Consider the following 20,125-nt stretch of genomic DNA (forward strand, 5'->3'; position numbering starts at 1 on the left):
AAGGTCGCGATCATGCCCAGAGCCTCAAGCGCCCGACTCCTTGCACGCTGCGCGAGCGTCGTTGCGCTTGCCTTGTGCGGTTGCGCAACTCAGCCAGCCACTGAGACCGCCTCCCAACCGCTGCGCCAGAACCCCGAATTCACCTACGATGCCAGCGGCGTGACCCACGCCACGCTCAGCGCTGCCGAGCAGCAGGTGAACGTGGGCAATGAACGCTACGTGTCACTGGTGTTCAACGGCGATTACGATTCGCCCCTGATTCGCACGCGTCCGGGCGGCACCATGGCGATCCGCCTGGACAACCGCATGGACGAGATCACCAACCTGCATTTCCACGGCATGCAGGTGTCGCCCCTGGATCAGGGCGACAATATCTTTCGCATGACCCAGCCCCATCAGGTGGGCGAGTACAACGTCAAGTTGCCCCCTGAACACAGCCCCGGCGCCTACTGGTATCACAGCCATTTCCACGGTGGCTCGCAGCGTCAGGTGTCGGCCGGGATTGCCGGACCCATCCTGGTCGACGGCATGCTCGATCCGTTTCCCGAACTCAAGGGCATCAAGGAACAGGTGCTGGTGCTGCGCAACTTCCAGAAAACCCTGACCGGCAAGGTCGCCAGCGAGATCATCACCAGCGCGCCGTCGATTCGCACGATCAATGGCCAGCAAGTGCCGATCATCGACATCAAGCCCGGCGAAACCCAGCTCTGGCATTTCATCAATATTGCCGCCAACCAGTACTTCCGGATTCGCATCAAGGACGGCCACTCGATGCAGGTGTTGTCCCGCGATGGCAACACCGTCACCCGCCGGGTCGACACCGACCAGGTGCTGATCGGTCCGTCGGCGCGATTCAGTGTGCTGGTGGTCGGGCCGCCCGCCGGCACGTATGAAATTGAAGCGGGTGCAGGCAATACCGGGCCGGCGGGTGATCAGTACCCGGCGGCGAAACTGGCGGTGCTGCGTTCCAGCGGCGCACAGGTGGCCACCAAGCAGATCACCAGTGCTTACCCGACCGCCGAGGACTTCAGCAAGATCGCGGTGAACAAGACCCGGCAGTTCGCCTTTCAGGACTCGGCCACCGACTCCAGTGCGTTCCTGATCAACGGCACGCGCTTCGAACTGGATCGGGTCAACACCACGGTAAAACTGGGCGATGTCGAAGAGTGGCGCCTGTTCAACCCGTCCCAGGAACTGCACCAGTTCCACATCCACCAGGTGGATTTCCAGGTGACCGAGATCAACGGCAAGCGCGTGGAATTCAGCGGCTATCGCGACAACGTGTTCATCCCGGCCACGGGTTCGATCACGGTGCGCATTCCGTTTCGCGACCCGGTGATCCTCGGCAAGTTCGTCTACCACTGCCACATCCTCGAACACGAGGACGGCGGCATGATGCAGGCCATCCAGGTGGTCAAGCCGCAAGACTATGAGCAGGCGGTCAAGCTCGAACCCTTGGGCGGGCTTTACGGGGAAAACAACCAGTTGTGCTCCTACCTGCGTAACACCGGACAGGACCCGAAAGCGTCCAGCCCACTGATCAAGTAAAAGGGGCACGCCATGTACAACTATCGCTTGGCTGTGTTGTTGATGGGTTCGGTGTACGCCCTGGAGTCGCCGCTGGCCGATGACGGGCAGTACCCCAACGTCGGCATGGATTACGACGCAACCTTTCAGTATGACCACGTGCATTCCGATTCGCCCCAGGGTGGCAATCGCAACAGCACCGATGCCTACCCCGACATCAACGCCACGTTCTACTACCGCTTCAGCCACGACCAGCAGATTCAGTTCTCCACCGAGATCAACCCCATCGACGGGCCCGAGCCTGGACAGAAGCGCTTCTTCGAAGACGTCGGGCTGGTGATCAACGACCTCAACTATTACCAGAACAACGCCAACTCGGCGTTCAGTGTCGGCAAGTATCACGTGCCGTTCGGGCGCGCCCAGGACCAGGCGCCCGGCCTCTACACGGAAGACTTCGTCAGCACCTACGACCTGGACGGCATGCTCGGCGGCACAGTGGCGTACCGTTTCTTCGACCAGCAATGGGGGATGATCGAACCCAATCTCAGCCTCTACACCGCCGACAATTCGTTCCTAGGCCGCCCCTACCTGCGCCATGGCGAGAAGCTGCGACGCAGCGACGGCGGACCGTCCAACACCGGCAAGCTCGACTCCTACGCGGTGACGGTGAACTGGCTGGCGATTCCGGCGGTGCCCTACCTGGAACTGCAGGCCGGCTTCATGTCCAACAAGCAGGCCGAGGACGAGACGCAAGCCAATCCCCCGGGCGAGGACGATGAGACCATCAAGATCGCCTCGGCACGCTACATCTGGGCCTATGAACCGAGCACCGACCTCGAACCCACCCTGGCAGGTCGCTACTTCGATATCGTGCCCTTCATCGAATTTGCCGACGTCGATAACGAAGACGGCATCAAGGGCAATGACACACGCTACCTGACCACCTCGCTGACCTTCGATTTTGGCGACTGGAGCCTGGGCGCGACCCGCACCGACAAGCATCGCCAGTCCACCGCTGGCGCCGATCACCAGGACTACCTCAACGAGTTAAGCCTGACCTACAACATCACCGGCCAGCTCAAACTTGGCCTGTCTGCCGGCACCCAGAAAGAGGACGGGCAGATGTCCGAACTGGTGGGCTTGGCACTGACCTATTCCGGAGGGTATTGATCGATGAAGTGGTTGATGGCGCTACTGCTGGCGGGCCTGGCAGCCCACACGTCAGCAGCGACCCGCACCGATGTCGGCGGGCCCTTTCAACTGACCGACCAGAATGGCCGGCGCGTCACCGAACGCAGTTTCGGCGAGCCGGCGTTGCTGTACTTCGGCTTCATGACCTGCCCGGCCATTTGCCCGACCGATCTTGCGAAAATGGCGCGCATCAGTCGTCAACTCAAACAACAGGGCATCAACGTGCGACCGGTTTTCGTGACGATCGACCCGGAACGCGACACGCCGAAGAAACTCAAGGTGTACGTGAACTACTTCGCCAGCGACTTCGTCGGCCTGACCGGTTCAGCGCAGGAGATCGTGCGCATCACCGACGCCTATCACGTGTACTACAAGAAAGTGCCGTCCGGCGATCGACCGGACCAGTACATGATGGACCACTCGACCCTTCTGTTCCTGATCGACAGCCAGGGGCGCTATCTCAAGCATTTCGGGCGCGGCATGGACGAAAAGGAGATCGAGAAACAGGTCGTCGCGGCGTTGGCCGACGCACCGGCCTGAAACCCCACCGCCGCACTGGAACATGACATGAGCGACAACAAAACGCCCGTCACGTTGAATGAGGACATCTGCGTTCATGTGTTCACCGCCTCGGCCGCGATGGTCGGTGTGTGCATTACGGTGATCGGGATTTTCCAAGTGGTCGGCACTCTGAAAAGTGCCGATTCCATCGGTGATGACCTGCTGGCGATCAACGCCATCCTGTATTTGATCACCACCCTTCTGTCCTACTGGTCGCTACGCACCCGGCAGTTCCAGCGCAATCACTTCATGGAAAAGCTGATCGACGGCCTTTTCCTGGTCGCCCTGACCTGCACCACGGGGATCGCGGGGTTTATCACCTGGGCGATTACGTTTACCTAAGGCGTTCGCACGGCGATCCTCTGCGGGAGCGAGCTCGCGATGAACGCAAGAACACCCTCGCGGGCAGGCCCCCCCATCGATTGCGTCAGGCGATCACTCTCGCGTACACCGTCCGGTCCACATTCCCGCCGGAGAGGATCACCCCGACCTTTTTCCCCGCCATCGCTTCACGCTCCTGCATCAGCGCCGCCAGCGCCGCCGCGCCGGCGCCTTCGGCGAGGTTGTGGGTGTCGGTGTAATACACACGCATGGCCTCGGCAATCTGGTCATCGTCGACAGACACAATGCGCGACGCGGCGGCGCCGTAGATATCGAAAGCCTCGGGAATCGGTTTGCGCACGGCGAGGCCGTCGGCGAAGGTATTGGCCGAGGCGGTTTCACACAGGGTGCCGGACTCGAACGACAACTTGGCCGCCGCCGCTTCGGTGGACACCACGCCCACCACTCGGGTGTCCAGGCCCAATGCATCGCGGGCGGCGAGCACCGCGCAGATCCCCGAGCCGCAGCCAATCGGCACGTAGACGGTGTCCAGGTCCGGCACCGCGGTGAACAGCTCCAGCGCATAGGTAGCCACGCCCTTGACCAGCTCGCGGTGGAACGGCGGCACCAGGTACAGACCCTGCGCCTGCGCCAGGCGTGCGGCCTCTTCACGGGCTTCGTCGAAATCACGGCCGAACTCGACGACCTCACCGCCGAAACCGCGCATGGCGTTGTTCTTTTCCACCGAATTGCCCTGGGGCACGACGATCAAGGCGCGCAAACCCGCCGCGCTGGCGGCCAGCGCCAGGCTCTGGCCATGGTTGCCACGGGTCGCGGACACAATGCCCTGCACCTGCGGATGCGCACGTTGGAGCCAGTGCATGAAGGTAATGCCGCCGCGCACCTTGAAGGCGCCGGTCGGGGTGTGGTTTTCATGCTTGACCCACACCGTGCAGCCCAGACGCTCGGCCAGCAACGGCCAGGCGTACTGGGCAGTGGCAGGCATGACCTGGTAGACGTGGCGAGCCGCCTGTTCGATATCGTCGCGTGTCAGTGTGGACATGAGCAGCCTCCGAAGGATTTCGCTCAGTCTAGGCGGGGGCGCCATTCGCCGGCTTTCAAAAAACTGACCTGACTTTTGTCCCCGCTCTTCACTACTATGCGGTACATGAATCTGCCAAAACGCCCATCGCCCGTCACCGAACCGGTCCGCCGTATCGAGGCAGGCCCGTGGGCGATTGAGTTGTTGCCAGGCTCGGCCTATGCGGCGCGGTACGTCGCGAGCCAGTCGGCAATTGGCTTTGCCTTCGACAGCCAGCGAGGCGTGCATGCCATCGGCAGCGATCGCGTGCAGCCCTTCGTGGCCACGCCTAACAGCCTGGCGTTCGTGCCGGCCGGTTGTGACGTGCTGTCCGAGTCCCCCCGTGGCGGCGAATACCTGCGGGTCGTGCACGCCGAGGGCCTGGCCTGCATTGGCGACCATGCCTTCAACAATCGCATTGACCCGCAGGCCATCACCCTCGCGCTGCGCATGCGCAGTGCGTTGTTGCGCGCCTCGGTGGATGACGATTGGGAAGATTGGGCACTCGCACTGGCGGACCGGGCTCAAGGACAGGAAACGTCGGTAGCACCGCTACGCGGCTCCATCACCGCCAGCCGGCTGCGCCTGCTCGACGAATTCATTGACGCCGGCCTGGGCGGCCCGCTGAGCGTGCAGGCGATGGCGCAGTTGCTGGAGCTGTCGGAAGGCTTTTTCATCCGCGCCTTCAAGCGCGCAATGGGCAAAAGCCCGCACAGCTACCTGATCGACCGGCGCCTGGCCACCGCCCGTGCCCGCCTGCTCGACTCAAGCGCCAGCCTGGCCGACATCGCCCTCGCCTGCGGCTTCAACTCCCAGGCGCACATGGCCACAGTGTTCAGGCAGCGCCTGGGCGTCAGTCCGGTGCAATTGCGCCAGGCGTCGAGAATCAGATAGCCGCAAACCCCTCGACGCGGTCAGGCCAGGGCGACAGCACCTGAAAACCTTCATCGGTCACCGCGACCATGTGTTCCCACTGGGCCGACAGCGAATTGTCCCGGGTGACCACGGTCCAGCCGTCGGCCAGGCTGCGCACATGGCGCTTGCCGGCGTTGAGCATCGGTTCGATGGTGAAGATCATCCCGGCTTTCAACTTCAGGCCCTGGCCCGGATAGCCGTAATGCAGGATCTGCGGCTCATCGTGATAGACCTTGCCGATCCCGTGGCCGCAATACTCGCGCACCACACTGAAGCCGGCGTTTTCGGCATGCGCCTGAATGGCATGACCGATGTCGCCGAGCGTGGCACCGGGGCGCACCACACGAATGCCGGCGCATAGCGCGTCATAGGTGGTCTTGACCAGACGGCGTGCCTCTGGCTCAGGTTCGCCAACGAAATACATGCGGCTGGTGTCGCCATACCAACCGTCCTTTTTCACCGCGATGTCGATGTTGACGATGTCGCCATCCTTCAGCTCGGTGGCCGATGGCAGGCCATGGCAGACCACCTGGTTGACGGAGGTGAGGATGGTTTTCGGGTAGCCGAGATAACCGACATTGCCGGGAATGGCCTTCTGCACGTTGACGATGTAGTCGTGGCACAGGCGATCGAGTTCGTCGGTGGTGACCCCGGCTTTCACATGGGGTGCAATCATCGCCAGCACTTCGGCCGCGAGCATGCCCGCCGTGCGTGACCTGGCGATTTCAGCCGGTGTGTTGATGCGCACATTCGCCCTCATTGGCGGGGTCCCCCGGCGGTCTTGACCTCAGGGCCGGGGGCACTGTCGGCCAGACCGCACAGCTGCTTCAGCTCCAGGCCGCCCTCCAGCTCTGCACGCACCAGCAAGCGACAAATGTCGGCGTGGTCGAGGTTGGGGTGCAGTTCGGCGAGCATGCCGATGCGCATCCAGTGCTCGGCCTGGGCGTTGATCGAGCGACTCAGCGCGTTGCTGGCAACGCGCAGGTGCTCATGCAGTGCTTCGGAGATTTTAACGATACCCATCGGCTTCACTATATGAAATGTATATGTTTCATATCTTATGTGAACCCAGCGGAAATTCAAACCCTGGCGACGCAACACCTCATTCGGCCGTCGCCTTGGCCAGGATCGCCTGCAGCAGCACGTCCGCCCCGGCCGTCGACCAATGCGGGTGAATGTGCTCGGCTTCGTTATGGCTCAGACCGTCGACGCAGGGCACGAAGATCATCGCCGTCGGGGCCACGCGGTTGAGGTAACAGGCATCATGCCCGGCCCCGGAAATCATCGGTCGATGGCTATAGCCCAAGGCGGCGCTGGCCACCCGCACCGCTTCGACGCAATCCGCATCGAAGGCAATAGGGGCGTACTGGAAAATCTGTTTGACGCTGTGTTGCAAACCGATTTGCCCGGCGATGCGCTGCACCGCCTCGCGCAGTTGTTCATCCTGGCGGGCCAGTACGGCTTCATCCGGGTGACGGAATTCGACACTGAAGAACACCCGGCCCGGCACGACGTTGCGCGAGTTCGGGAAGATGTTGGCCATGCCGACCGTGGCCCGGCCTTCCGCGCCCTGCTCAAGTCCCAACTGATTGACCGCTTCCACCACGCGGGCGAAACCGAGCAAGGCGTCGAGGCGATGGTCCATCGGCGTGGTGCCCGCGTGAGCGCTGCGACCGATCAGTTCGACCTCGTACCAGCGCTGACCCTGGGCACCGGTAACGACGCCGATGGTCAGGTCCTGAGCCTCCAGAATCGGCCCCTGCTCGATGTGCAGTTCAAACGCGGCGTGGATCGCCTGGCCACCCACCGGGTGCGCACCGGCATAACCGATCTGCTCCAGCGCCTGGCCGATGGTCACGCCCTTGGCATCGGTGCGCGACAGGCCATATTCGAGGTCAAACACCCCGGCATACACCCCCGAAGCGATCATCGCCGGGGCAAAGCGCGAGCCTTCCTCGTTGGTCCAGTTGATCACTTCGATCGGTCGCTCGGTCTCGATCCCCAGATCGTTCAGGGTGCGCAGCACTTCCAGCCCGGCCAGTACGCCATAGATGCCGTCGAACTTGCCGCCCGACGGCTGGGAATCGCCGTGGGACCCGGTCACCACCGGCGCCAACGCGTTGTTGCGCCCGGCCCTGCGGGCGAAAATATTGCCCATGGCATCGACCCGAATCGTGCAGCCGGCCGCTTCGGCCCAGGCCACGAACAGGTCGCGTCCGCGCCGGTCCTCGTCGCTCAATGCCAGTCGCGACACACCACCGTTGGCGGTGGCGCCGATCTGCGCCATGTCCATCAGCGAATCCCACAGGCGTTCGCCATTGACCCTCGCCAGCGTACTCATGAGCGTGGCTCCCCGTTCTTGGCCGCTGACTTGGCGCGGTAGCGGAAATCGCAATGCGGGGCGCCGCCCATGATGGTTTGAGTGCGGGTCAATTCAATGTCCGGGTTGTAGCCGACGATGAACAACTCGTCGCGGTTGCACGAGAGCAAATGGCCGATTTCGCCCAGGCCCATCTCGTGGTACATCTCGGCGTAGCGGCAGCGCTTGACGTCATAGTCATAGCGCTCGGCATCGCTGGCGATGATCTCGACCTTCAGCGCGTCGTCCTGCTCCCACAGCACTTGCAGTTCGACGAAGCTTTTCAGGTCGGCGCCCTGTTCCTCCAGCGCGGCAAAGTGCTTGCCGGCCTTGATCGCCGCATTGCCGACCGCTTCGCCGATCACCGCCGCCGCATGTTGCTGGCCGTGCTCGCGCACCAGGATGTCGTAGATCGGCTTGATGATTTCCGCTTCGATCCGCCGACGGGCGAGGATGCCCAGTTCACCTTCGAGTTTGCTCATTGTGTGCCTCCATCAGCTCCACGGGGGCGGGCGAACCGACGTCCGCCCGCCGATTGACTCTTGTTATTTCGCGCCACCGGCGACACTCACCGGCACCCATTGATTGGCCTTGACCTGATACACGGTGAAGGTCGGGTTGCGCAGGTTGCCCTGGGCATCGAAGGCGATGGTCCCGGTCACACCCGGATAGCTGATCGCGCGCAGCACCGGCAGGTATTTCTGCGGGTCGGTCGAATCGGCTTTTTCGAGGGCCGCGACCAGCACGCCGACACCGTCGTAGGCGAACGGTGCATGCAGTTCGATGGGTGCTTTGAAGCGTTGCTGGTAGGCCTGGTCGAACGCCTGGCCGCCGGGCATTTGCGCGACGGCGAGCCCCGGTTCCAGAGCGATCACACCCTCGCCTTCGTTCTGTGCCAGTTGCAGGAACGTCTGGCTGACAAAGCCGCCCGCGCCCATCAACGGCGCCTTGATCCCCAGCTGCTTGATGCGACGGGCCAGCGGCGCGGCCTGGGCGTCAACGCCACCGAAGAAAATCAGGTCCGGATTCTGGCTGCGGATGTTGGTCAGCACCGCGCTGAAGTCGATGGTCTTGTCGTCGACGTATTCTCGGGACACCACCTTGGCTCCGCCCGCCTCGATCGACTTGACGAACTGGTCGGCCAGCCCCTGACCGAACGCGGTACGGTCATCGATCACCGCGATGCGTTTGGCCTTGAGGGTGTTCAGGGCGTAGTCGCCGGCCACCTGGCCGCCGTCATCGTCGTGGCCCATGATCCGGAAACTGGTGTCGAAACCCTGCTGGGTGTAGGCATGGCCCGTAGCGACCGGCGCCACCTGGGCGATGCCGGCGTCGTGGTAAACCCGCGCCGCCGGAATGCTGGTGCCGGTGTTCCAGTGACCGACCACGCCGACCACACCGGCGTCCACCAGACGCTGGGCCACCGACACGGCGGTGCGCGGATCGGACTGGTCATCCTCGGAAACGAGCTTGAACGTCACCGCCTCACCGTTGATTTTCGGGTGCTGGGCGTTGGCCCGGTCGATGGCCAGTTGCGCGCCGTTTTCCAGGTCCTTGCCGATTCGCGCCGAGGGTCCGGTCAGCGGTCCGGCCAGGCCGATCAGCACTTGCTGGTCGGCCTGGGCCACGGCACTGGCGAGGCTGCCAAGTGCCAGGCCGAGCAGTGCAACGCGTTTGAAGGGGGCAGAAGTTTTCATCGGTATTTCCTGTTTCTCTCAGGCTTCGTGGCCTGTAGGGCTGGTCGAAACACGCCGGACGTCCGGTGGCGTCAGTGGTTGAATCATTCGCCCAGGTAGGCTTCGCGTACCTTGGGGTCGTCGAGCAGGACCGGCGAGTCGCCGCTGAGGCTGATGCGCCCGGTGTCCATCACGTAGCCGCGATCCGTCACTTGCAGCGCCAGGCGAGCGTTCTGCTCCACCAGCAACAGCGTCATGCCCTGGCGGCAGACGTCATCGATCACCTGGAACAGCTTCTCGACCATGATCGGCGCCAGGCCCATCGACGGTTCGTCGAGCACCAGCAGGCGTGGGCGGGACAACAGGGCCCGGGCCAGGGCGAGCATTTGTTGCTCGCCACCGGAGAGCAGCCCGGCGGATTGCTGCAAGCGTTCCTCCAGGCGTGGAAAGTGCTCGAACAGCTGGCGGATTTCGAGGTTGACCTGTTGCCGGTCGCGGCGCAGAAACGCCCCGGCGTGAAGATTTTCCAGCACGCTCATGCGGGCAAAGATGCCGCGCCCTTCCGGGACCAGGGCGATGCCCGCACGCAACCGTTCGTGAGCCGGCAACCCGAGCATCGAGCGGCCGTCGAAACGGATCTGCCCCGCCGCCACCGGCAACAACCCCGTCAGCGCCTTGAGGCTGGAGCTCTTGCCGGCGCCATTGGCACCGATCAGCGTGACCCGCTCGCCTTCGGCGACGTGCAGGTCCACGGACTTGACCGCCTCGATGGCGCCGTAGCGCACCTTGAGGCCTTCGATACGCAACAGGGGTTCAGACATTGGCGCTGGCTCCCAGGTAGGCTTGAATGACCGCCGGGTGCCGGCGCATGTCGGCGGGCGCGCCCTGGGCGATCACCTGGCCGTAATCCAGCACGCTGATGCGGTCGCACACCCCCATCACCAGTTTCACGTCGTGCTCGATCAGCAACAGGCTGTGGCCATCGGCGCGGATCTTTTCCAGCAACCCGCGCAATTGCACTTTCTCGCTGGCGTTCATGCCGGCTGCGGGTTCGTCGAGGGCCAGCAGCAAGGGTTCGGTGGCCAGGGCGCGGGCGATTTCCAGGCGGCGCTGGTGGCCGTAGGACAAGCTGTCGGCGCGGTAGTCGGCGACGCCGTCGAGGCCCACGTAACGCAACCACCGATGGGCCTGCTCGCGGGTCTGCGCTTCTTCTTCGCGGGCCCGGCGATGGCGGCTCAGCGCGGCCCACAAACCATTGCGGGTGCGCACGTGGCGGCCGACCATGACGTTCTCCAGCACGCTCATGCCATTGAACAGGCGGATGTTCTGGAAGGTCCGGGCGATGCCGGCCTGGGCCACTTCGTGTACCGAGGTCGGCCGGTAGGCCTGGCCATTGAGGTGAAAGCGCCCGGCGTCGGCGCTGTAGAGTCCGGTCATCACGTTGAAGAAGGTGGTCTTGCCGGCGCCATTCGGGCCGATCAAGCCGTAGATTTCCCCAGGCTGGATGCTCAGGCTGACGTCGTTCAGCGCAGCGACCCCGCCAAAACGCTTGCTGACCTGCTCGATCTGCAACAGCGGCGTGCTCATCGGGCACCTCCATGACGCGCCGGCCACAACCCGGCGGGTCGGTAGAGCATCACCAGAATCAGGGCCAGGCCATAAAACAACTGGCGGATGATTTCCGGGTCCAGCAGCACCTGGCCGAACAGCGCTTGTTGCAAAGGGCCCATGGTCGCCCGCAAAGCCTCGGGCAGTGCCGCCAGCAACACACAACCGAGGATCACTCCGGGTACGTGGCCCATGCCGCCCAGCACCACCATGGCCAGCACCGCGATGGATTCATTGAGGGTGAAGGACTCCGGCGAGACAAAGCCCTGGAACGAGGCGAACAACGCGCCACTGAGGCCGCCGAACGCTGCACCGATGGCAAAGGCCAGCAACTTCAGACGCCGGGTGTTGACGCCCATGGCCTGCGCCGCATCCTCGTCTTCGCGAATTGCCATCCAGGCCCGGCCGATGCGCGAATCCTGCAGACGCAGGCAGGCGAACAGGATCAACAGCACCAGCGCGGCGAACAGGTAGTAATACAGATACACCGACGGCAGGCGCAGGCCGAAAATCTCCTGGGTGCGCGCCAGGTTCAGCCCCAGCAGGTTGACCGGGTCCACCGAGGAAATGCCTTTGGGGCCATTGGTGAGGTTCACCGGGCGGTCGAGGTTGCGCAGCAGGATGCGGATGATTTCACCGAAGCCGAGGGTGACGATGGCCAGGTAATCGCCGCGCAAGCGCAGGGTCGGGGCCCCCAGCACCACGCCGCAGCCGGCTGCCAGCAAGGCCGCCAACGGCAGGATCAACCAGATCGAGGTGTGCAGGCCCTCGGGTAACAGCGCCGCCAGGGCCGGGAACTGCAACAACAGATGCGGTGAGGACAGCAGCGCCGCCAGGTAGGCGCCGACCGCATAGAAGGCGATGAACCCCATGTCCAACAGACCGGCATAACCGACCACGATGTTCAGGCCCAGGGCGAGCATGATGTACAGCAGGGCGAAATCCAGGGTGCGCACCCACGTGTTGCCGCCAGCGTGGCCAACCACCCAGGGCGCCAGCAGCAACGCCAGGGTGAACAGCAGCAGGCCGAGATGGGCACGTTTACTGGAAGGGGTCGAGACTGCAATGGAATGAGTCATGCGCGAGTCGCCAGTCGTTCGCCAAGGATCCCCGAAGGCCGGAACACCAGCACCGCGATCAACACGATGAAGGCGAACACGTCCTGGTAATTGCTGCCGAACACGCCACCGGTGGCCGCCCCCAGATAGCCGGTGCCCAAGGCCTCGATCAGCCCCAGCAACAGGCCCCCGAGCATCGCGCCCTTGAGGTTGCCAATGCCCCCCAGCACCGCAGCGGTGAACGCCTTGATCCCCGGCAGGAAGCCCATGTAGAAATGCGCGCTGCCGTAGTTGCTGGCCATGAGGATGCCGGCGAGCGCAGCCAGGGCCCCGCCGATGGCGAAGGTCAGGACAATGATGCGATTGGGGTTGATGCCCATCAGGCTGGCGACTTGCGGGTTCTCGGCGACTGCACGCATCGCCCGGCCGAACCGCGTGCGCTCCACCAGCAGCACCAGGCCCAGCATCACCGCCACGGCCACGGCGATGGTGGTCAGCGCGGTCAGATGGGTGATGGCGGCATGGCCGGAATCGCTGGCGAGCAGTTCAATCGGTTCCAGCGGCAGCAGTTGCGGGAACATCTGCGGGTTGCGCGTCCACAGCAGCATCGCGAAGGTCTGCAACAGCAGCGAAACGCCGATGCCGCTGATCAGCGGGGCCAGGCGTGGCGCATTGCGCAAGCGGCGATAGGCCACGCGCTCGATCAGCATCGCCAACAGCGCGCAGAACGCCATGGCGATCAGCGCGGCCAGGCCCAGCACCAGCACGCTCGGCAGTTGCGGCCAGATCGCCTGCACCACGCGGATCACCGACAGTCCCACCAGCGCGCCGATCATCAGCACATCACCGTGGGCAAAGTTGATGATCCGCAGAATGCCGTAGACCATGGTGTAGCCCAGCGCGACCAAGGCGTAGAGACTGCCCGACACCAAGCCGTTGAGCAGTTGCTGGATCAAGACATCCATCGAAAAACCGTTACCCCGTACACAAGGCCGGTTGCAAAACGCACCGGCGAACCCTCAGGAACGCGGCACACTAAGTTTTTATTCTATTTTTATCAAATATCAGAAAGTCATATGGTTATTCGAATCTCAAATGACGCCATAAACGCCATTCATTCGGCACTTATCCCGCTTTATTTGCTTGAAAGCTTGGTATTTAATTCAACACATGAATAATTTAGAACAGTTAGCCAACGACCCTCCCCTGCGTGCCGTGCGCACCTTCGAAGCCTTCGCCCGCCACGGCGGGGTGAACGCTGCCGCGCGGGAACTGGATGTCTCGCCTTCGGCGGTCAGCCATCAATTGCATTTGCTGGAAAGTTTCCTCCAGCAACCGCTGACCTTGCGCCAGGGGCGCAACCTGATCCTCACCGATGAAGGTCGTGAGTATTACCGCGCGATCCGCTCGGCTTTTGCCGTGCTGCGCAGCGCCACCGAACACGTGCGCGAAAAAAGCGCCACGCGCCAGGTCACCATCAGCCTGATCCCGCTGTTCGGCATCAACCTGTTCATTCCACACCTGGCCGAATTCCTCGGCGCCAATCCGGAGCTGGACATCAACATCACCTACGCCAACCACCGCAGCTACCCCAGCGACGCCGCCGACCTGTCGATCCGCTTCGGCACCGGGCACTGGCCGGGCTATCACAGCGAGCCGCTGATTTCCGGTGCGGTCAGCGCGTATTGCAGCCGAGGTTTTCTGCAGCAGCACGGGCCCATCGAATCGCCCGAGGCCTTGAGCCGATTGCCCCTGGTGCACGATGAAGAACGTGGCACCTGGAGCCAGTGGTTCCAGGCCGCCGGGGTGCAGCACGCCAACGCCTTGAACGGCCTGCTGCTGGAGGATGGCCAACTGGCGTTGACCGCCACGCTCACGGGCCTGGGTTGCGCCTTGTTGCGCGAGCCTCTGGTGGCGCCGCACGTGGCCAGCGGCGAACTGGTGAAGTTGTTCGAACTGGGGGTGGACGATGGCCGTCAGTACTACCTGTGCCGACGCTCCGGCAGCGAACTGTCCAGCGACGGTGCACGGCTCCACGAGTGGATTCGCCAGCGACTGATAAGCCAATAATCGGCGGCCGGGCGCCCTGAACAGCGATCATGCTCAATTAATGAACAATACGTGACAGCCCACGCGCGCTCTGCTTCTCAGGATATTATCCACAGGAATACCCACTCAATCTGTGGATAGTTCCTGTTCATCGCCGGGTAAACCTATGGATGATGGCAATGCCTTCCAAAGGATGATCTAGTAACGGACTGTGTACATTTCCCTGTGTTTTACGCTGCGAGCCTCTCGCCAAGGATGAACAATGATCACCGGTTCAACGTCATCGTATGCGATGTCCACCTACTCCTCTTCCGCTGGCGTCGCGTCCGCCACTGAATCTCAGGGGCGCGTCACCCAAGGCAGGTCGCAGCCGGCCAAAACGCAAAACACCGATTCGGTCTCGCTCTCCGACACCTCGACCGACTACAGCAAATCGATCAAGGACAACGCGCCGTACTTCCCTGTCCGGCCCGGCATGAACGCCGATGCGCTGGTGCTGGGCGTCGCCAATCCCGGCGCGGTCTCCAGCTCCAAGGACAAGACGTTTTCCGAAGTGGCTGCCGATGCCCGCAAGCGCATGGACGAAAAGTATGCGCTGATGAAAGACAGCGGCACCCCCTATGCCGGCAGCGATGCAGACCGTAACGGGCTGATGGGCGACCTGGACCGGCGTTCGCTGAACGCAGTGGCCACCAACGAAGGCGGACTGTTCAGCGCCGAGGAACAGGCCTCGGCACAGGCCTTGATGCGGCAACAGGGGCGCCTTGCCACCGGCTACTACAGTGGCCCGGCGGACCAGCAGAAAAACTGGAAAGACCCGTTTGCCAACGACCCTTACGGCCGGGCCAAGGCGGCGCTGGATTTCATGAACAACATGAGCCCTGAAGAAAAGGCCAAGCCCGAGTGGCTGGCGCAGCGCCTGTCGCTGGAAGCCGCGTTGAACCAGAGCCAGGGCTCGGAACTGGACCCGGACAAGAAAAAAACCGGGCATTTCCCCAACCTGGCGGAAATCCTGTCGGGCGCGGTGACGCAATCTGAAGAAGAGCAATCCAGCCAGTCACGCTTTGGCGACCCGTCCGCGCAAATCCTGAAGAAGCTTGAATCGCAGGCGTCCTGATTCATCGACCATGCAACGCGGGACGCAGGCCGGGTGACGGGGCTGCGTTCTGCGCACGCCCCCTCCCCCCAATGCTCTGTGGCATGATGCCCCTCAACGTTGTCCATTGCGGTCCAACCGATTGCAACCCGCTAACCATGAGGTCTGTTTCATGAGCAAAGCGCCGTACGTTCCGCCCAAGGTCTGGAAAAATGAAGCCCCCTCCGGCGGCCAGTTCGCCAGCATCAACCGGCCGACTGCCGGCCCTACGCATGACAAGCCCTTGCCGGTTGGCAAGCAGCCATTGCAGCTCTATTCCCTGGCCACGCCCAATGGCGTGAAAGTCACCATCCTGCTGGAAGAGCTGCTGGCGCTCGGGCACACCGGCGCCGAATACGATGCGTGGCTGATCCGCATCGGCGAAGGCGATCAGTTCTCCAGTGGCTTCGTCGAAATCAACCCGAACTCGAAAATCCCGGCACTGCTGGACCGCAGCGTGGAGCCGCCCGTCCGAGTGTTCGAGTCCGGCTCGATCCTGCTGTACCTGGCGGAAAAATTCGGCGCCTTCGTGCCAACCGATCACGCCGGCCGCACCGAAACCCTGAACTGGCTGTTCTGGCAAATGGGTTCAGCGCCCTACCTGGGCGGCGGTTTCGGACATTTCTACGCCTATGCGCCAGAGAAGTTCGAATACGCGATCAACCGTTTCACCATGGAAGCCAAGCGTCAGCTTGACGTGCTCGACCGGCGCCTGGCCGAAAGCCGTTACCTGGCCGGTGACAGCTACACCATCGCCGACATCGCGGTCTGGCCGTGGTACGGCCAACTGGTGCGGAACAACGTCTACTCGGCCGCCGAATTCCTCTCGGCCCACGAGTACACGCATGTGCAGCGCTGGGCCGAGGAAATTGCCCAGCGGCCAGCGGTCATCCGTGGCCAGCGGGTCAACCGCACCTGGGGCGACGAGGCCAGCCAGGTCGCCGAACGGCATCAGGCGCAAGACCTGGACTGAACCCTGTCGTGGGCTGCCTGACTCCCCGTGGTGCTCCTGCCTCCATCGCGAGCAGGCTCGCCCCCACGGTGAACACTGTTCAACAGCGCCCCTTCAACAGCGAAGTCGCCATCAGCGCCTCCAGCCCCATCGGCTTGGAGAAGTAATAACCCTGGGCCTGTCCGGCGCCCATTTCGCGCAGCAGGATCAGGGTTTCTTCATCCTCGACACCTTCGGCCACCACGCTCAGGTCCAGGGATTCGGCCATGCGCACAATCGCCCGGACGATGGCGCGGCTGCGGGCGCTGGTGTTCAGTTCGAAGATGAACGACTTGTCGATCTTCAAGCCGCTGAAGCGGTATTGATGCACGTAGCTCAAAGACGAGAACCCGGCGCCGAAATCATCGAGCACCACCGACATGCCGTTATCGGCCAACTGCTGCATGGTCAGTCGGGCAATGGCCGGCTCGGCCACCAGCGCACCTTCGGTCAATTCCAGGCAGATCCGCGATGGCTCGACCCCGTGCTGGGCCAACAGGGCCAGCACATCCCGGGCGAAATCCGGGCGCGTCATGCTGTAGCTGGAGCAGTTGACGTGCACCGGCGGCCAATGGGCATGCTCGGGCTGGGCAAGGATCAGGGCAATGCTGGTGAGCATGTACAGGTCCAGGCGCCCGATCAGGCGCAGCCCCTCGACATCCGGCAGGAACTCGCCAGGCGCGATCACCCGGCCGCCCGGCTGATGCCAACGGATCAGCGCCTCGAGCGCCAGCAGTTCACCCGTGTCGACGCTGACGATCGGCTGGAAATACGGCAGCAGTTCATCGGTACGCTTGAGCGCGTTGCGCAGGGCCCCTTCCCGCTCCACCAGGTCCGAGACCTCACGGCGCACTTCCTGGTTGAACACCGCGTAGCTGTCGCGACCGGCACTCTTGACCCGGTACATCGCCGCGTCGGCATCGCGCAACAGGTCGGCGGGTTCGAGATGGAACTGACTGTCGGCACTGACAATGCCGATACTGCAGGACGAAAACACCTCATGACCGTTGATGAAGAACGGCAGGTCGAACGCCAACAGGATCCGCTCGGCGATTTCGATCACCACCTCCAGCGGCGCCTCGGGCGCGAGCACCGAGAACTCGTCGCCGCCCAGGCGGGCGAGCATGTCGGCCTCGCGTAGGCAGTTGCGCAGCCGGTGGGCGGCCTGCATCAGCAGCAGGTCACCGAAATGGTGCCCCAGGCTGTCGTTGACCATCTTGAAGCGGTCGAGGTCGATGAACATCACCGCCAGGTGCCCGCCCTCCCGATCGAACCGCGACCAGGCCTGGTTCAGGCGTTGTTGCAGGTAAGTGCGATTGGGCAGCCCGGTCAACGCATCGTGGGAGTTTTCGTGTTGCAGTTTGGCGTTGGCGTGATCGAGTTCGCGGGTGCGGTTCTGCACCCGGGCTTCCAATTTGAGGTTGGCGGCGTGGATGGCTTCGGCGGCGGTACGACGCGACAACGCCGTGTCGATGTGCCGCGAGACGAACGTCAGCAATTCCTGGTCGCGCTGGGTGTACCGCACCTTTGGCGTGTAGCTCTGCACCGCCAGCACGCCACGCACCACATCGCCATCGAACAGCGGAATGCCCAGCCACGAGCAAGACCGGACCGACTCGTCGATTTCGATTTCACCCTCTGCGGACAATCGGTCGGCATCGTCGGAGTCGATCAGGCACGGACGGCGCTGGCGGATCACATATTCCGTCAAGCCCCGGCGCCCGCGCCGTGGCAGCGGGCAGGTCTTCTGCCGCTCATCGACGTAGTACGGAAAGGTCACTTCCGTGGTCGCGTCATCGAACAGTGCGATGTAAAAGTTCTGGGCAAACAGCAGATCCCCGACGATGCCATGCAGGGTCTGGAAAAACTCGGCCATGTCACCGGGCTGACTCGACAGCTCGGCAATCTGGAACAGCGCGCTCTGCAGATGTTCGGCGCGCTCGCGGTCCGCTACCTCCTGGCGCAAGGCATCGTTGACCGCCGAAAGCTCCAGGGTCCGGCGCATCACCGTCTGCTCCAGGTCCTCGCGGTGCAGGAGCCGGTCCAGCGCCATCGCCACATGCCGCGCTACCACCAGGAACAGGGCGCGGTCCTCGGCGCTGTAGGTCCGGGAAACGTCGTAGACCTGCATGGCGAGCATGCCGAACACGTCGTCGGAGGCATTTTTCAAGGGGGCGCCCATCCAGAATTCGGGACGGTCACCCACGCAGAAGAAACGCCCTTCGGCCTGGGCCGCAAGAATCCCCGCAGCATCGATCAGCAGCGGCTGGCCGGACGTCAACACCTGGCCGGTCAACGACAGGTGCGAAGGGTCGAGGTACTCGTAGTTCTCGGACTCCAGGGCGTCGACGTCGATGATGTCGACGTAGTACGGGTAGTCGATTTTATGGGTGTGCGGGTCGTACAACGCGAGGTAGAAGTTCTCGGCGTCGATCAGGCTGGCGAGCAGTTGGTGAACCCCGACCAGAAACACCGAGCGGTCGCGGGTCGAACTGGCCAGGTAGGTGATTTCGTACAGCACCCGCTGAGTATTCTGCGCACGGGCCAGGGTATCGGTCTGCAACTGCATGCCCAGGCGCTGGGCAAACTCGGCGAGCGCCGGCGCTGCGACGTCATCGCGGGGCGCGAGCAGCCAACCCAGCTCGCTTTCGCCCCTGCCGGTCGGCCAGCGTTGCAGGCGCCAGTCCTGGCAAAAGGCTTCGAAGTCTTCATTGGCCACGCTGGACGGCCATTGCACCCGAGGGTCGCCCTGACCGACCAGGTGCATTTGTTCACCGGCACGGTAAACCACCCACGCGGTGGTGTGGCCCCAATGGCGCGCAGTCTCCAGCAAATGCCCGATCGTGTCCTGGTTGCCAGCGCCGGCCTTGCCGGCGCTACCCGAATTCCCTTCCAACGCCGAGGCTGCCACGCCGTCGTCATCGGATTGTAGAGGGGAGCCGGTCAATGGACGAAAACTCATCTGCCCTCCCTGAGCCAAAAACTGGCGATACTCACTTACCGGATGCTAGCAAAGTGCCGGTGAGCTTCTCGTTTAAAGGTTCTCGACGGTTTTTTCAATGGTTTTATTCGCTTCGCCCTCCGCCAAGGGACGGACGTTAATTAATTTGTGAAATATCGCGCGAATCAGCAGCTTCCAGGCCATTGCGAACGTCAGCCCTTCACCGCCGCTTCAATTTTCGCGATGTCGATCCTGACCATGGTCATCATGGCCTCGAAGGCGCGCCTGGCCGCTGCAGGATCGGGGTTGATGATCGCCGCCGAGAGCACGCGCGGGGTGATTTGCCACGACAGACCCCATTTGTCACGGCACCATCCGCAGGCGATGGCCTCACCCCCGTTGTCGACGATGGCATCCCACAGGCGGTCGGTCTCCTGCTGATCGTCGGTCGCCACCTGGAACGAAAACGCACCGTTGTGCGGGGTGCCGGGCCCGCCGTTCAACCCCAGACACGGCAGCCCCATCACCGTGAACTCGACCGTCAGGACATCGCCCTGCTTGCCCGCCGGGTAGTCGCCGGGTGCGTGGTGGACGGCCTCCACCGAGCTGTCCGCAAAGGTCTTTGCGTAAAAGGTCGCGGCGTCCAGTGCGTCGCCGTCGTACCACAGGCAAATCGTGTTTTTGCTGAGCATGTCGATTCTCCAGCAATGAT

General features: G+C 63.1%; 20 protein-coding genes. 8 read left to right on the forward strand and 12 right to left on the reverse strand.

What is annotated here, in order from left to right:
* Positions 1-12 precede the first annotated feature (12 nt).
* Genes ACM6IM_RS15915 through ACM6IM_RS15930 form a run of 4 tightly spaced genes read left to right on the forward strand, consistent with a single transcriptional unit; the run spans position 13 to position 3,621 of the window.
* Entirely contained in the window at positions 13-1,548 is a 1,536-nt protein-coding gene (locus ACM6IM_RS15915; protein ID WP_414865663.1) for a multicopper oxidase family protein, read from the forward strand.
* A 12-nt stretch (positions 1,549-1,560) separates the two neighbouring features.
* Positions 1,561-2,697: a hypothetical protein gene (locus ACM6IM_RS15920; RefSeq protein WP_414865664.1), complete on the forward strand. Its 1,137-nt coding sequence runs from the start codon at positions 1,561-1,563 to the stop codon at positions 2,695-2,697.
* Positions 2,698-2,700: 3 nt separating this feature from the next.
* Positions 2,701-3,258, forward strand: a complete 558-nt coding sequence (locus tag ACM6IM_RS15925) for an SCO family protein (protein ID WP_414865665.1) — start codon at positions 2,701-2,703, stop codon at positions 3,256-3,258.
* A gap of 27 nt (positions 3,259-3,285) precedes the next feature.
* Entirely contained in the window at positions 3,286-3,621 is a 336-nt protein-coding gene (locus ACM6IM_RS15930; protein WP_201190589.1) for a hypothetical protein, read from the forward strand.
* 85 nt (positions 3,622-3,706) lie between these two features.
* Here ACM6IM_RS15930 and ACM6IM_RS15935 read toward each other — a convergent pair whose 3' ends face one another.
* Entirely contained in the window at positions 3,707-4,663 is a 957-nt protein-coding gene (locus ACM6IM_RS15935) for a threonine dehydratase (RefSeq protein ID WP_414865666.1), read from the reverse strand.
* Between the two features lie 96 nt (positions 4,664-4,759).
* Between ACM6IM_RS15935 and ACM6IM_RS15940 the strand changes: the two genes are divergently transcribed.
* Positions 4,760-5,575: a helix-turn-helix domain-containing protein gene (locus tag ACM6IM_RS15940; protein WP_414865667.1), complete on the forward strand. Its 816-nt coding sequence runs from the start codon at positions 4,760-4,762 to the stop codon at positions 5,573-5,575.
* Here ACM6IM_RS15940 and map read toward each other — a convergent pair.
* From map to ACM6IM_RS15985, 9 genes are all read right to left on the reverse strand, one after another.
* A complete protein-coding gene (map, locus tag ACM6IM_RS15945; RefSeq protein ID WP_414865668.1) occupies positions 5,568-6,356 on the reverse strand; it encodes a type I methionyl aminopeptidase in 789 nt (262 codons plus the stop codon). The two genes, ACM6IM_RS15940 and map, sit on opposite strands and share 8 nt — an antisense overlap.
* A complete protein-coding gene (locus ACM6IM_RS15950; protein WP_414865669.1) occupies positions 6,353-6,619 on the reverse strand; it encodes a ParD-like family protein in 267 nt (88 codons plus the stop codon). Before ACM6IM_RS15950 ends, map begins: the two co-directional genes overlap by 4 nt.
* Positions 6,620-6,698: 79 nt before the next feature.
* Positions 6,699-7,937, reverse strand: a complete 1,239-nt coding sequence (locus ACM6IM_RS15955; protein ID WP_414865670.1) for a Zn-dependent hydrolase — start codon at positions 7,935-7,937, stop codon at positions 6,699-6,701.
* Positions 7,934-8,437 (reverse strand): L-2-amino-thiazoline-4-carboxylic acid hydrolase, encoded by a 504-nt coding sequence (locus tag ACM6IM_RS15960; RefSeq protein ID WP_414865671.1) that lies wholly within the window; start codon positions 8,435-8,437, stop codon positions 7,934-7,936. Before ACM6IM_RS15960 ends, ACM6IM_RS15955 begins: the two co-directional genes overlap by 4 nt.
* A gap of 63 nt (positions 8,438-8,500) precedes the next feature.
* Entirely contained in the window at positions 8,501-9,652 is a 1,152-nt protein-coding gene (locus tag ACM6IM_RS15965) for a branched-chain amino acid ABC transporter substrate-binding protein (protein ID WP_414865672.1), read from the reverse strand.
* A gap of 83 nt (positions 9,653-9,735) precedes the next feature.
* Positions 9,736-10,452 (reverse strand): ABC transporter ATP-binding protein, encoded by a 717-nt coding sequence (locus tag ACM6IM_RS15970; RefSeq protein ID WP_192304074.1) that lies wholly within the window; start codon positions 10,450-10,452, stop codon positions 9,736-9,738.
* Positions 10,445-11,218, reverse strand: a complete 774-nt coding sequence (locus ACM6IM_RS15975; RefSeq protein WP_192304076.1) for an ABC transporter ATP-binding protein — start codon at positions 11,216-11,218, stop codon at positions 10,445-10,447. The genes ACM6IM_RS15970 and ACM6IM_RS15975 overlap by 8 nt, the downstream gene beginning before the upstream one ends.
* Positions 11,215-12,318 carry a branched-chain amino acid ABC transporter permease gene (locus ACM6IM_RS15980; protein ID WP_192304078.1) on the reverse strand — a complete coding sequence of 368 codons (1,104 nt, stop codon included), beginning with the start codon at positions 12,316-12,318 and terminating at the stop codon, positions 11,215-11,217. The genes ACM6IM_RS15975 and ACM6IM_RS15980 overlap by 4 nt, the downstream gene beginning before the upstream one ends.
* On the reverse strand, positions 12,315-13,262 hold the full coding sequence (locus ACM6IM_RS15985; protein WP_414865673.1) for a branched-chain amino acid ABC transporter permease: 948 nt from the start codon (positions 13,260-13,262) through the stop codon (positions 12,315-12,317). The genes ACM6IM_RS15980 and ACM6IM_RS15985 overlap by 4 nt, the downstream gene beginning before the upstream one ends.
* Before the next feature lie 205 nt (positions 13,263-13,467).
* Here ACM6IM_RS15985 and ACM6IM_RS15990 point away from each other — a divergent pair, with 205 nt between their 5' ends.
* The 3 genes from ACM6IM_RS15990 to yghU all read left to right on the forward strand — a co-directional run bounded on the left by ACM6IM_RS15990 (position 13,468) and on the right by yghU (position 16,454).
* A complete protein-coding gene (locus ACM6IM_RS15990; protein WP_192304082.1) occupies positions 13,468-14,367 on the forward strand; it encodes a LysR substrate-binding domain-containing protein in 900 nt (299 codons plus the stop codon).
* A gap of 241 nt (positions 14,368-14,608) precedes the next feature.
* Positions 14,609-15,463: a hypothetical protein gene (locus ACM6IM_RS15995; protein WP_414865674.1), complete on the forward strand. Its 855-nt coding sequence runs from the start codon at positions 14,609-14,611 to the stop codon at positions 15,461-15,463.
* 151 nt (positions 15,464-15,614) lie between these two features.
* Positions 15,615-16,454: a glutathione-dependent disulfide-bond oxidoreductase gene (yghU, locus tag ACM6IM_RS16000; RefSeq protein ID WP_414865675.1), complete on the forward strand. Its 840-nt coding sequence runs from the start codon at positions 15,615-15,617 to the stop codon at positions 16,452-16,454.
* Between the two features lie 79 nt (positions 16,455-16,533).
* Here the strand turns inward: yghU and ACM6IM_RS16005 are convergent, their stop codons facing one another.
* Both ACM6IM_RS16005 and ACM6IM_RS16010 read right to left on the reverse strand, forming a co-directional pair.
* Entirely contained in the window at positions 16,534-19,434 is a 2,901-nt protein-coding gene (locus ACM6IM_RS16005; RefSeq protein ID WP_414865676.1) for an EAL domain-containing protein, read from the reverse strand.
* 191 nt (positions 19,435-19,625) lie between these two features.
* A complete protein-coding gene (locus ACM6IM_RS16010) occupies positions 19,626-20,105 on the reverse strand; it encodes a VOC family protein (RefSeq protein WP_192304090.1) in 480 nt (159 codons plus the stop codon).
* Positions 20,106-20,125 lie beyond the last annotated feature (20 nt).

Source organism: Pseudomonas sp. IT-P12, from assembly GCF_949767465.1.
Classification (GTDB): Bacteria; Pseudomonadota; Gammaproteobacteria; order Pseudomonadales; family Pseudomonadaceae; genus Aquipseudomonas.

What these genes read in the sequence shown, in the direction of transcription:
- ACM6IM_RS15915 (WP_414865663.1), top strand. Translation starts at nt 13, where the DNA reads ATGCCCAGAGCCTCAAGCGCCCGACTCCTTGCACGCTGCGCGAGCGTC.
- ACM6IM_RS15920 (WP_414865664.1), top strand. Translation starts at nt 1,561, where the DNA reads ATGTACAACTATCGCTTGGCTGTGTTGTTGATGGGTTCGGTGTACGCC.
- ACM6IM_RS15925 (WP_414865665.1), top strand. Translation starts at nt 2,701, where the DNA reads ATGAAGTGGTTGATGGCGCTACTGCTGGCGGGCCTGGCAGCCCACACG.
- ACM6IM_RS15930 (WP_201190589.1), top strand. Translation starts at nt 3,286, where the DNA reads ATGAGCGACAACAAAACGCCCGTCACGTTGAATGAGGACATCTGCGTT.
- ACM6IM_RS15935 (WP_414865666.1), bottom strand. Translation starts at nt 4,663, where the DNA reads ATGTCCACACTGACACGCGACGATATCGAACAGGCGGCTCGCCACGTC.
- ACM6IM_RS15940 (WP_414865667.1), top strand. Translation starts at nt 4,760, where the DNA reads ATGCGGTACATGAATCTGCCAAAACGCCCATCGCCCGTCACCGAACCG.
- map (WP_414865668.1), bottom strand. Translation starts at nt 6,356, where the DNA reads ATGAGGGCGAATGTGCGCATCAACACACCGGCTGAAATCGCCAGGTCA.
- ACM6IM_RS15950 (WP_414865669.1), bottom strand. Translation starts at nt 6,619, where the DNA reads ATGGGTATCGTTAAAATCTCCGAAGCACTGCATGAGCACCTGCGCGTT.
- ACM6IM_RS15955 (WP_414865670.1), bottom strand. Translation starts at nt 7,937, where the DNA reads ATGAGTACGCTGGCGAGGGTCAATGGCGAACGCCTGTGGGATTCGCTG.
- ACM6IM_RS15960 (WP_414865671.1), bottom strand. Translation starts at nt 8,437, where the DNA reads ATGAGCAAACTCGAAGGTGAACTGGGCATCCTCGCCCGTCGGCGGATC.
- ACM6IM_RS15965 (WP_414865672.1), bottom strand. Translation starts at nt 9,652, where the DNA reads ATGAAAACTTCTGCCCCCTTCAAACGCGTTGCACTGCTCGGCCTGGCA.
- ACM6IM_RS15970 (WP_192304074.1), bottom strand. Translation starts at nt 10,452, where the DNA reads ATGTCTGAACCCCTGTTGCGTATCGAAGGCCTCAAGGTGCGCTACGGC.
- ACM6IM_RS15975 (WP_192304076.1), bottom strand. Translation starts at nt 11,218, where the DNA reads ATGAGCACGCCGCTGTTGCAGATCGAGCAGGTCAGCAAGCGTTTTGGC.
- ACM6IM_RS15980 (WP_192304078.1), bottom strand. Translation starts at nt 12,318, where the DNA reads ATGACTCATTCCATTGCAGTCTCGACCCCTTCCAGTAAACGTGCCCAT.
- ACM6IM_RS15985 (WP_414865673.1), bottom strand. Translation starts at nt 13,262, where the DNA reads ATGGATGTCTTGATCCAGCAACTGCTCAACGGCTTGGTGTCGGGCAGT.
- ACM6IM_RS15990 (WP_192304082.1), top strand. Translation starts at nt 13,468, where the DNA reads ATGAATAATTTAGAACAGTTAGCCAACGACCCTCCCCTGCGTGCCGTG.
- ACM6IM_RS15995 (WP_414865674.1), top strand. Translation starts at nt 14,609, where the DNA reads ATGATCACCGGTTCAACGTCATCGTATGCGATGTCCACCTACTCCTCT.
- yghU (WP_414865675.1), top strand. Translation starts at nt 15,615, where the DNA reads ATGAGCAAAGCGCCGTACGTTCCGCCCAAGGTCTGGAAAAATGAAGCC.
- ACM6IM_RS16005 (WP_414865676.1), bottom strand. Translation starts at nt 19,434, where the DNA reads ATGAGTTTTCGTCCATTGACCGGCTCCCCTCTACAATCCGATGACGAC.
- ACM6IM_RS16010 (WP_192304090.1), bottom strand. Translation starts at nt 20,105, where the DNA reads ATGCTCAGCAAAAACACGATTTGCCTGTGGTACGACGGCGACGCACTG.